We start from the raw sequence: 12,148 nt of genomic DNA, 5'->3' as shown, positions 1-12,148 counted from the left end.
AATGTATTAAGGGAATTGTCGAGTTTTTATAAATATTGATACAGCGTTGACTATTAATTTTATGAAGAAGATATTTTCAGTGAAAAACGATACCGTGAATGACGGGTTTTCTTTGGTTAAATCACAGTCTCTGGCACCGCACTAAGATAGGAGGCCGGGATTTCAACCAGAAAAGAAGTGTTGATTTGTTCGATGCGCAACGCAAATTTATTTTTGCCCCTGCATTCTATAAGTTCTCCGCATAATCCGATCATCGGCCCTTCGATGACTTCAACTATTTTTCCGGGTTCGAAATTTTCCATGGTTACGTTTACCTCAAAATCAAACTGATGAAGCATGGTTTGTAGTGCCTCTATTTCGCTTTGGCTTACAACGGCAGCTTTTCGTTCGAAAGTGACATAACTTACCACGTTATTAAGTTGCAGTACTTTATCGTATTCTTTACGTGAGATGTTTACAAAACAATAGCCCGGAATAAGAGGGGTTTCCACCCATTTTTTGCGGTCTTTCCACTGGCGGAGTTTTTTTTGCAGGGGAAGGAAACATTCAATATCGTTAGCATAGAGCTCCTGCACGACCTTCTTTTCCGCCCTGGATCTGGTGTAAATTACATGCCATTGTTTTTGAGTTTGTAAAGATGTCATTAGCCTGTTCTGTATCCGAATTTGTGTGTGACAAAAATATAAATTACTGCGAAAAAAAGAAGGGAGTTGATGGTAAAAGTTTCAGGTAGCAAGGCAAAAGGTAAAAGTAAAAAGGCAAAAGTGTTTCAAGCTACGAGCCGCTAGCTCCGAGTTGCGAGTTTGTATCCGGCAACAAGCATCCAGAATCAAGGCAAAAAGGATAAAGTAAAAAGTTGAGCGCAGCAAAATCCCGACCGTAGCGTCGGGAGCAAAAGTTGAGAAGAGCAGCTGCAAGTTACAAGTATCCAGCATCCAGTACAAAGCCAAAAATATAAAGGATCTTACCACAGAGTTACACCGAAAAATCACAGAGTTTCATAGCGAATAAGATAGAAAGTTAAGAACTACAATTTTACAATTTATCTGTTTTACAACTCTATTGTATCAAGCATCCAGAATCCAGAATCAAGGCAAAAGAAAGGGAAGCAACCAGCAGTATCAAGTATCAAGCAACCAGCATCCAGTATCCAGCATCCAGCATCCCGTCACTTCCTAAAACGTATACACCAGTGCCAGTCCTTTTTGACTGCCTGTTTTAAACGGAAAAATATCCAGGTTTTTCAGGTATTCCCGATCCCATTTGTATTGGTGAGTGAGATAAATAAGTTCAGTGGAAATCATTCCTACTCCGGCGCCAACCAAAACATCGGAAGCCCAGTGTTGGCTTTTGGAAATACGCATGATTCCCACCGTAGTGGCGCAGACATAAGCACCAATGCTGTACCAGGGATTTATCTCGCCATATTCGCGGTGCATCCACTGAGCTGCTGCAAAAACAATGGCTGTATGTCCCGAGGGCATCGACTGTGGTTCTCCTGTAGGGCGCTCCACGTCCAAAATGCTTTTCATGCTTTTCGCAATGATGGAGGTCAACACCATACTTTTACCCAAAATGGCGGTTTGGTTACCAATATTGTTTTTCCCCTTTATCCCCAGGGCGTTTAAGGAATATACGGCTGCAATCGGTGCAAAACGCAGGTAGTCGTCGAGGTGGCCGGAATAATTAAAATGTTCTCCGTGCCAATCGTTAATGTCATATTTCCAGTCGGAATAATGCAGGATCGTTCCACCGGTAATAAGAATAGATGGCGCGATAAAAGGTCTGAATCCTCGTTTTTTATCGGCATACCGAAAATCGATGTGATGGATAGAATCGTTGTGAAACGTAAGATATGGTGCAGTATTTTCTTTAAGCAGCGAAAAACGTTCCGGATTTTTACTGCCGGAAGCCACCTCCTGTATGGAGAATAGTAGCATAACTGCAAGCAGAATATTTGTTATGAATGTTGAATGATTTTGCACGGGGCAAAAATAGGAAAAGGATTGAAAGGAAGAAAAGGATTAAGGATTAGTGATGAAGGATTAATGAGCGCTGAGATGGTTGGAGATTGAAATAAAGATTGATGGAGATTGGATTGGTGAATAAGTGACTGGGTAAATTGGAAGATGAGAAAAGTACTGGGACTATGAGATTGGTGGAGATTGAAATAGATTGATGCTGATTGAATTAGGGAATGGGTAAATGAGTGAATGAGGAGAAAGGGAATGGAGGTTGGGTGCCTGGCACTGAGCACTGAGATGGTGAGAAATGGAAAAAAGATTGATTTAGATTGAAAAAAACTAGTAGTTATAGGCTCACTACTTGCAGCTGAAAAATTCTTTCCTCTCTGCGTAAATCTGAGACTTCTCTGTGCAACTCTGTGGTAAAATATTTTAAAACTGAATGAGATTTGATACTTCTTCCTCGCAGCTTGTGGCTAGTGAGTCGCAGCTAAAAAAAAGCACTACCTCCAAAAAAAACTGAAGATAATGCTTTAAAATCTATGGTGTTTTGCTTAAGCCAGTGTGGCAACCATAACAGCTTTTATGGTGTGCATGCGGTTCTCGGCTTCATCGAATACGAGCGATGCTTTGCTTTCAAAAACTTCTTCGGTAACTTCCATGGCTTCGAGCCCAAATTTTTGGTAGATCTGCTCGCCAACTTTTGTATCGCGGTTATGAAAAGCCGGTAAACAATGCAGGAATTTTACATCGGGATTTCCGGTAAGTTCCATCGCTTTTTTGTTGACCTGGTAAGGGAGCAGCAATTTGATCCGTTCCTGCCAAACTTCGTCGGGCTCACCCATCGACACCCAAACATCGGTGTATAGAAAATCGCAGTCTTTTACAGCTGTAGCTACATCTTCGGTAATTGTTATTTTCCCGTCGGTTTGTGTGGCTATTTCGCGGCACTCAGCCTGTAACTCTTCAGCAGGCTGACAAGCCTTTGGTGCAGCTGCTCTGAAATCCATTCCCAGTTTTGCAGCACCAACCATCAGCGAATTACCCATATTGTTTCGCGCATCGCCCAGGTAGCAGAATTTTACTTCCGATAAAGGTTTGATGCTGTGTTCTTTCATGGTAAGGAAATCAGCCAGAATCTGAGTCGGATGGAATTCGTTGGTCAGTCCGTTCCAAACCGGAACGCCGGCAAAAGTTCCCAGTTCTTCCACAATATCCTGCCCAAAACCACGGTATTCAATGCCGTCGTACATTCTTCCCAAAACACGCGCAGTGTCTTTCATGGTTTCTTTCTGCCCAATCTGTGAGCCGGAAGGTCCCAAATAAGTGACTCGTGCTCCCTGATCGTAAGCCGCCACTTCAAATGCACATCGTGTGCGGGTAGAGGCTTTTTCAAAAATCAGTGCGATATTTTTACCGGAAAGCAAGGGTTTCTCCGATCCGTCGTATTTTGCTTTTTTTAAACTCGCAGCCAAATCAAGCAGTTGATTTATTTCTTCGGGAGTAAAATCGAGTAGTTTGAGGAAGTTTCTGTTTTTTAAATTATTGATCATTGTATTTTAGTTTTTTATATGGTTGCTGTTGATTGTAATTCGTTACCTATTTTTTTACCACAGAGTTGCACAGAGAAGTCTCAGAGTTTAACTGAGAACATGGCAAAAGAGTAAAGTCAAAAGTTTTAATACACAATTTATCAGTTTTTCAATTTAACAATCTGTTTTACAATTTAACAATCGCTTTTCAATCTTCTATTCAATCTCGATCAATCTTTTCTTCATCTTCATATTCCAAGGTAATCTTCGATCCGTAACTTTTATCGGCCAGTTTGGTGGCTTCGGTGATGATACTTTTGCTGCCGCCGTTTATTATAAAGTTGAGGCAGGCCTTGATTTTAGGCTCCATCGTACCTTCAGCAAATGTACCATTTTCAAGATGTTTAAGGGTGTCGGAATAGTTTAAAAATTCTAGTTTTTGCTGCGTTTCCTCCCCAAAGTCTTTGTAAATAAACGGTACATCGGTGAGGATGTATAACTCATCGGCATCAATATTGGTAGCCAGCATACCCGAGGCCATATCTTTGTCGATTACGGCATCCAGTGTGCGCACATCGTTGTTTTCATCAAAATAAACCGGAATACCACCACCGCCGGCAGCTATAACGATATTACCGTTTTCAAGTAGTTGTCGGATGATGTCTTTATTTACAATGTCAATGGGCGTGGGCGAGGGCACCACCCGTCGGTATCCATCTTTACTTTTTGATGTAGGCTTAAAATCCCAGCCTTTTTGTTCCGACAACCTTTTTGCTTCTGTTTCGCTATAAACTTTTCCAATACGTTTCGATGGATTTTGAAATGCCGGATCATTGGCATCAATCTCAACCAGTGTAACCATGGAAATTACGTTTTTCTCAATGCCGTATTTGTTGAGTACGTTTCGCATCATCCGCTCGATCATAAAGCCAATTCCGCCCTGTGAGTCGGCCACGCAAATATTCAATGGCATGGGGGCAATGCCGTAAAGCTGTTCACCGGCATCGTTACGCATTAATATGTTCCCAACCTGCGGCCCGTTGCCGTGTGTCAGTACCAGCTCGTAACCATCGCGCAGCAGCGGCACGAGGTTCTCAAGTGTGTCGGTTACGTTCTTTTCCTGCTGAACGATGGTTCCTTCTTCGTTCCCGCGCAGGATGGCATTTCCGCCCAAAGCAACAACAGCTCGTTTTTTCATTGGTGTAGATAGTTAGTCGTCTGAATAAGGATCAGATGTCTAACAAACATAGAAAAACAAAACAAAAAAAGAAATGTGTTAGCACTTGGTTTTGTGGTGGTTGAACTATTTTACAACAGCTTTTTCAGATTGGTTTATTAATTCGGAAAACAGGTAACACTCTTTCTTTCGAATTGCAAGAAAAAGGCCTGAATTTATTAACACTTTTTTCTTGAGATGATAGCAGGAATTAGCAAGCGGGCATAACTTCTACCTAACCTGAAAAATTCGAGAAATTTTTCACACGAAGTGTTGACGATTGAAAATCTGCACGATACATGTTTTTAAAAAATATATTTATGATTTTCAATGTCAAGGTTAGCCCTGACAAATAATTGTATCTCAATTATTTCGTCAGCCCTTCGGGTAATTAATTCATTAAAATGAATTAATTAGGCTAAGTTTTTTTAGTTAAATTTGCGGACAATTTAACCCACATTATTCAGTTTTAAGAGGAATAATGTTCCAGTTTAGCGGTTAAAGTCGATTTTGTTGAATGATTTTTGGAATCTCAAAAATTGAAATGAAACTTAATCGTTATATTGGAAATTTGTTGTGAATAAAAATTCGGATTAAAAATAATTCCATGGCATTTAGAGCGAAGAAAAAGCCAGTAAAATCAAAAAATAAACGTACCCAAAAGAAGCGTACATCCCTGTTTAAGAGCGAGAAATTGTATTTCCTGTTCGGATTGTTCGTGCTTTTAACAGCAGCTTACCTGTTAATCTCCTTTGTGTCGTTTTTATTTTACGGTGCAGCCGATCAAAGTATAATGGATTCGGGCTGGCGCGAATTCCTTTTCAACACTGAGGTAAAGGCTCAGAATAAAGGGATGAAACTGGGCGCTTATTTGTCGGAAGTAATTATGAACCGTGGTTTTGGACTGGCATCCTTTGGGTTGGTTTACCTGATGGCTATTACCGGAGCGCGGATTTTAGGCCGGAAAACCGGGAATTTTTTGAAAAGTGTATGGTATACGCTTATCTGTATAATTTGGTTTTCGGTGGCGCTGGGATTGTTTTTAAACAAAACCGATGCCGGATCGGCCATCTATTGGGGCGGCCATTATGGGTTTATATTAAGCAACTGGCTGCGTTCGCTGATTGGCATTGTAGGGCTGGTATTCCTGTTGTTTATTTCCGGGCTGGCCATTGTGGTGGTTCGTTTTGATGGTGCTTTTAATATGCTGAAAGGGCTGTTGAAAAGAAAATCGGACGATACTGAACAGGAAGATGCAGAGATGGAAGAAACGACCATTTCGAAAGAAGAAGTTGAGGGAGAAGAGGCGATAACAAAGATTATTGAAGATGACGACGATGTGGTGAAAGCCATTTTTGAGTCGGACGATGATGATGATTTGCCGATAGAAGAGCCGGCGATTGAGATAGAAGATGAAATTGAAATAGAAGAGCCGGACGAGGAAAGTGGTGATGACATTGAAGTGATTCCTGTGAAAAAAGAGGATGACCTGAGTTTAACGGTTGCGCCAAAACTCGAGGAGGAGGAGTCGGATGGTGCAGAACCGGAGGAGCTGGAAGATTATGATCCAACACTGGATCTGGCAAGTTTTAAATTCCCTACGCTGGAATTGCTGGAAGATCATAAATTTGGTAATGCCGAGGTTAAAAATGAAGAACTCGTAGCCAATAAAAATAAAATTGTTGAAACGCTGCGTCATTATAAAATCGAGATCACAAAAATACGGGCTACAATCGGTCCAACAATTACACTTTATGAAATTGTGCCGGCGCCAGGCGTGCGTATCTCGAAGATTAAAAACCTCGAAGATGATATTGCCCTGAGTCTGGCAGCGCTTGGTATTCGTATTATTGCACCTATTCCGGGGCGCGGAACCATCGGTATCGAGGTGCCAAACCAGAATCCTGAAACGGTATCGATGCACTCGATTATTCGCTCGAAACGCTTCCAGGAGAGCAAGGCCGAATTACCGGTTGCTTTGGGTAAAACCATTTCGAACGAGACCTTTATGTTCGACCTGGTAAAAATGCCGCACATTCTTGTTGCGGGGGCTACCGGACAGGGTAAGTCGGTGGGTATAAACGTGATCATCACTTCGTTGTTGTATAAAAAACACCCGTCGCAACTGAAGTTTGTTTTTATCGACCCGAAAAAGGTGGAGCTGAATATTTATTCGGTGTTGGAAAAGCATTACCTGGCAAAATTGCCCGATTCTGAAGAGCCGGTGATCACCGATATTCAGAAAGTTAAAAATACGCTGAATTCGATTAACGTGGAAATGGATGCACGTTACGATTTGCTGAAAATAGCACAGGCACGTAATATTAAAGAGTATAACAGGAAATTTATATCGCGCAGACTGAATCCTGAAAAAGGACACCGTTTTATGCCCTACATTGTGGTCATTATCGATGAGTTTGCCGACCTGATTATGACTGCCGGAAAAGAGATTGAATTGCCGATTGCACGAATTGCGCAGCTGGCAAGGGCGGTTGGAATTCACATGATTATTGCCACTCAGCGTCCGTCGACCAATATTATTACCGGTGTGATTAAGGCGAACTTCCCGGCGCGTATTGCGTTTAAGGTGGCGTCGATGATCGACTCGCGTACCATTCTTGATTCGCCGGGTGCGAACCAGCTTATCGGGCGTGGAGATATGCTTATTTCGCAGGGAAGTGAAATGACACGTGTACAGTGTGCTTTTGTTGATACGCCTGAAGTGGAAAAAATTGTTGAATTTATCGGCGATCAGCGTGGGTATCCAACTGCATTTTTGTTACCTGAATATGCCAGCGACGAGGAGCCCGGACCGGGAGAAGTGGATCTGCGTAACCGCGATGAATTGTTTGACGATGCGGCGCGCGTAGTGGTGATGAACCAAATGGGATCGACATCAATGATACAGCGAAAATTCTCGATCGGGTATAATCGTGCAGGGCGTTTAATGGATCAGCTGGAGGCGGCCGGAATTGTTGGACCAAGTGAAGGAAGTAAGGCCCGACAGGTTTTACTGCAGGACGAATATAGTTTGGAACAGTTATTGAATAGCTTGTAGAATTAATTTTTGAGGGTGATACGGAATCGGGATTTATACATTGGGTAGAAAAATCGTAGCGTTTTCATTTTCTTACATAGGAATAGTACAAAAGTAAAATGATGAGAAGGATAGTATTGATGGTTGCACTTCTGATGGTGGCAACTTTAGGGTGGTCGCAGAGCGATGCAAAGGCAAAGAAAATTCTGGATGAGGTAAGTGCCAAAACCAAAGAAATAAAATCGATGTCGGCCAGTTTTGTTTTTTCGATGGTGAATAAAGAAATGGATATTGACGAAACGAATGCCGGTACCATAAAAATCAAAGGTCAGAAATATTGTGTGCAATTGCCCGATTTGGGAGTTGAAGTATTTTCAAATGGTGAAACTATATGGAATTACATGAAAGACGGTAATCAGGTAACCATTTCGAATATTGATGATGAAAGCAGTGAGTTAATGGATCCTTCGTCGTTATTTAGTATTTACGAGCGCGGTTTCCGTTCTGAATTTATAGACGAAAAAACAGAAGGCGGTAAAACACTTTATCATATCAATCTTTTTCCTGATTCGGATACCTACGATGTAACAAAAATTGAAGTGGCTATCGACAAGGCTAAAATGATGATTCACTCGGCAACCCTGCACAGTACAGATGGAAACCTGTATGGAATCCTGGTTAAAGAAATGGACACAAATGCGGGTTTTGATGATTCTGAATTTGTTTTTAATGCTGCTGACCATGCTGATGTAGAAGTTATTGATTTCCGATAAGCAGCTTATTTAAAAAAGAAAAAGCCTTGTTTCAGTAAAGAAGCAAGGCTTTTTTTATGGTGAAATACTGAATGACAAATATTGAATAAACAATGAAGAATATTCAATGAAGTTTTAAACTTAATTTCAAATATCTGGTATTAAGCTACTAGTTACTAGCTACGAGCCGCTAGTTATGAGTTACGAGTTTGTATCAAGTATCGAGTATCAAGCATCCAGCATCTAGGTAAAGATTAAAGTAAAAAGTTGAGCGTAGCAAAATCCCGACCGTAGCGTCGGGAGCAAAAGTGTTTCAAGCTCCGAGCTGCTAGCTATGAGTTACGAGTTTGTAACCAGTGTCCAGTATCTGGTATCGAGCATCTAGTACAAAGGCAAAAAATATAAAGGATTTTACCTCAGAGTTGCTCTGAGCAATCACGGAGTTTCACTGAGAACTGCACCGGAAGTTATGAGCTACAATTTTACAATTTATCAGTTTAGCAATTCTAATATCCAGCATCCAGCATCCAGTATCCAGCATCAAGTATCCAGTATCAAATAAGCAGTTTATTACAAAAAGAAAAGCCTTGCTTCAATGAAGAAACAAGGCTTTTTTTATGCAGAATATCGTTGTTAACTTAATTCTTTTGGTTTCATGAATAACCTGTCGGCAGTTGATATTTCGATGAACGATGCACCAGCATCTTCACCAAAACGGCCACCTACATAAATTACCAGGTCGTCCATGTTAATTGTTCCCTGGTTAACCAACTCCTGAACAGCGGCTTTCTGGATCTTCATTTTGTTCTTTTTCGTTTCAAGGAACGTAGGGTGAACACCAAATGAAAGCGCCAGCTCGCGCATTACACGATGTGAGTGACATTTTACATAAACCGGGTAAAACGGACGGTACGACGAAAGGTAACGAGCTGTTTTTCCTGTTGTGGTTGATGTAATAATCGCATCGGGTTTTAATTCGCGTGCAGCACGAATAGCCGATTGAGCCAGATAGGCAGGAATATCTGCTTTAAGCGGAACAGCTAACTCGCGGCGGTCGCGGTCAGGTTCAACCTCCTGAGCAATTTTATCCATCGCTTTAACCGCTTCTACAGGATATTTTCCGTAAGCCGTTTCGCCACTTAACATTATCGCATCGGTTCCCATGTAAATAGCACTTGCTACGTCGCTCACCTCGGCACGTGTTGGTCTTGGGTGCTCAATCATGGTGTGCAGCATTTGTGTGGCAATAATAACCGGTTTTTGGTACAATATGGCACGACGAACCAGGTTACGTTGAATCGACGGGATTTTCGATTCAGGAAGTTCAATACCCAAATCGCCACGTGCTACCATTATTCCATAAGCGTGCTCCAATATCTCGTCGATATTGTCAACACCCTCCATGTTTTCAATTTTGGCAATAATTTTAATCGGGCTGTTGTGCTCATCCAGAATTTTCTGAACTTCGTTCACATCTTCTTTGTGGCGTACAAACGAGTGCGCAATAAAATCAAGATTGTTCTCGGCAGCAAAGCGAATAAACTCCACGTCGCGTTCAGTCAGCGATGGTAATTTAATTTCTACGCCAGGTACGTTAATACTCTTGCGCTTTTTAATAACGCCCGAGTTGCAAACTCTACACAATAAATATTTAATGTGTTTTTCAACTACTTCAAATTCAGTTTCGCCGTCATCAACAAGAATTTTATTGCCAACATTCAGGTCGTTTACAAAACCTTTATAGTTCACGCAAATGTTTTTTACATCATCCAGTACTCCGGTAGAGTAGGATAGTGTAACCAGTTCTCCTTCCTTAACCTCTGTGTCCGAAAGAGTTTGACATGTTCTTATTTCAGGGCCTTTGGTGTCAACAAGAATTGCAATTTTATCTGAAACCGCTCGAATATTGTCAACCATAACTTTCCCGCTTTCGGGAGTAATATGGGCGGTGTTAATACGGGCTACGTTGAGTCCCGCATCATAAAGTGACTGAATAAAATCAACGTCACATCTTAAATCGGAAATTGTTGCAACAATTTTGGTCTGTCTCATTACTTCTAAATTTTAAGCGCGCAAAAGTATAATAAAACCCGATTTAACGGTTAAATTAAATTTAATCATTGATTAATTTAATAGAGAGTATATATTACGAGTCAATTTACGAAACTTTGGATTGCCAATCGATATGATTCGAGTCCAAATCCCATAATACATCCTTTACATACCGGGCCAATAATCGATTTATGTCTGAAATCTTCGCGTGTTAGTGTATTTGATATATGCACTTCAACAACAGGCGTTTGTATGCCGGCAATAGCATCGCGGATGGCCACAGATGTGTGCGTGTAGGCACCGGCATTTATGATTATCCCATCGTAATTAAAACCATGCTCGTGTAACGAATTTATAAGTTCTCCTTCAACGTTTGATTGAAAATAGGTAAGGTCAATATTGGCGAAATCCTGTTTCAATTGTTCATAATAACTTTTAAAACTTTCTGTTCCATAAATCGACTTTTCCCTTACTCCAAGCAGGTTTAAGTTAGGTCCATTGATAATCAAGAGCTTCATTTCTTCGATTTTAATTTATTTTATAGTAACTTTATTCAAAATGCAACGTAATATTTTTTTGTTATAATAGTTTATCGCACCGATAAACATACGTAGCGTAGTATAAACAGACATAAAAGTAACCTTAATTTGCAATATTATGAAATGGGAGGAATGTAAAAAGGGATATGAAAATTACTTAAAGTTGGAGAAATCATTATCGCAGAACTCAATAGCTGCCTACATTAATGATATCAATAAACTTGAGAATTTTTTTGAAAAAAGTTTCAAAGGGGTAAATCCGGAAAAGGTAACGCTAAGTCAATTAAAAAGTTTTGTTGAATGGTTAAATGATAAAGGTGTTAGTCCGCGAACTCAGGCTCGAACCATCTCAGGCATAAAATCATTCTATAAATACCTGTTAATTGAAGAGAAAATCACCAGTGATCCGACGGCTTTACTCGAATCGCCAAAAATTGGCCGGAAACTTCCCGATATATTATCAATGGAAGAAATTGATACGCTAATCAATGCCATCGATCTGAAAAAATCAGAAGGGCAGCGGAACAAAGCCATGCTGGAAACCTTGTACAGCTGTGGTTTGCGTGTATCGGAGCTGGTAAACCTGAAAATGACCAACTTATTTTTTGAGCAGGGATTTATAAAAATTGAAGGAAAAGCCGGCAAAGAGCGTTTGGTACCGGTAAGCGGACGGGCAATTGAAGAGATTAATAAGTACCTGGCCAATTACCGAAAAAATTTGCGGGTGAATAAGGACAGCGAAAACATTCTGTTTTTAAACCGCCGGGGAAGAAAATTAAGCAGGGTAATGATTTTTACCATTATTAAAAATCTGGCCGCTAAAGTGAATTTAGATAAGAAAATTAGTCCGCATACCTTCCGTCACTCGTTTGCCACACACCTGATAAATGGTGGAGCCGATTTGAGGGCCGTTCAGGAGATGTTAGGGCACGAGTCGATATTAACCACCGAAATTTATACACACCTCGACAAGGATTATCTGAAGTCGACTATTCATCAGTTTCATCCGAGATCATAACAAGCATAGGATTATAATAAGAGAGCGTTACATCTTTA

Annotated in this window: 9 protein-coding genes; 3 read left to right on the top strand and 6 right to left on the bottom strand. The window is 40.8% G+C overall.

The genetic code is table 11. The annotated features are described in order from the left end of the window. Window positions 1–116 precede the first annotated feature (116 nt). The 4 genes from LH29_RS11825 to LH29_RS11810 form a co-directional block, all read right to left on the bottom strand. Entirely contained in the window at window positions 117–644 is a 528-nt protein-coding gene (locus LH29_RS11825; RefSeq protein WP_045029922.1) for a UpxY family transcription antiterminator, read from the bottom strand. Between the two features lie 531 nt (window positions 645–1,175). Further along, window positions 1,176–1,940 (bottom strand): phosphatase PAP2 family protein, encoded by a 765-nt coding sequence (locus LH29_RS11820; protein ID WP_082063608.1) that lies wholly within the window; start codon window positions 1,938–1,940, stop codon window positions 1,176–1,178. A 578-nt stretch (window positions 1,941–2,518) separates the two neighbouring features. Continuing rightward, the gene (argF, locus tag LH29_RS11815) at window positions 2,519–3,517 is read right to left on the bottom strand and encodes an ornithine carbamoyltransferase (protein WP_045029920.1); all 999 of its coding nucleotides are present in this window, start codon (window positions 3,515–3,517) and stop codon (window positions 2,519–2,521) included. Between the two features lie 199 nt (window positions 3,518–3,716). Further along, on the bottom strand, window positions 3,717–4,694 hold the full coding sequence (locus LH29_RS11810; RefSeq protein ID WP_045029917.1) for a carbamate kinase: 978 nt from the start codon (window positions 4,692–4,694) through the stop codon (window positions 3,717–3,719). Window positions 4,695–5,319: 625 nt separating this feature from the next. On the opposite strand from LH29_RS11810, the gene LH29_RS11805 reads away from it, so the two are divergent. After that, window positions 5,320–7,770 (top strand): FtsK/SpoIIIE family DNA translocase, encoded by a 2,451-nt coding sequence (locus LH29_RS11805; protein WP_045029914.1) that lies wholly within the window; start codon window positions 5,320–5,322, stop codon window positions 7,768–7,770. Between the two features lie 101 nt (window positions 7,771–7,871). Further along, complete coding sequence (locus LH29_RS11800; RefSeq protein WP_045029911.1) at window positions 7,872–8,522, top strand: LolA family protein; 651 nt, start codon at window positions 7,872–7,874, stop codon at window positions 8,520–8,522. A 612-nt stretch (window positions 8,523–9,134) separates the two neighbouring features. Here LH29_RS11800 and pyk read toward each other — a convergent pair. Both pyk and aroQ read right to left on the bottom strand, forming a co-directional pair. Continuing rightward, complete coding sequence (pyk, locus tag LH29_RS11795) at window positions 9,135–10,553, bottom strand: pyruvate kinase (protein WP_045029909.1); 1,419 nt, start codon at window positions 10,551–10,553, stop codon at window positions 9,135–9,137. 101 nt (window positions 10,554–10,654) lie between these two features. Then, window positions 10,655–11,071 (bottom strand): type II 3-dehydroquinate dehydratase, encoded by a 417-nt coding sequence (gene aroQ, locus LH29_RS11790; protein ID WP_045029906.1) that lies wholly within the window; start codon window positions 11,069–11,071, stop codon window positions 10,655–10,657. 139 nt (window positions 11,072–11,210) lie between these two features. Between aroQ and xerD the strand changes: the two genes are divergently transcribed. After that, window positions 11,211–12,110: a site-specific tyrosine recombinase XerD gene (xerD, locus tag LH29_RS11785; protein ID WP_045029903.1), complete on the top strand. Its 900-nt coding sequence runs from the start codon at window positions 11,211–11,213 to the stop codon at window positions 12,108–12,110. The last annotated feature ends 38 nt before the right edge of the window (window positions 12,111–12,148 follow it).

Source organism: Draconibacterium sediminis, assembly GCF_000949475.1.
GTDB lineage: Bacteria > Bacteroidota > Bacteroidia > Bacteroidales > Prolixibacteraceae > Draconibacterium > Draconibacterium sediminis.
This window is presented reverse-complemented; position numbering and strand designations above follow the sequence as displayed.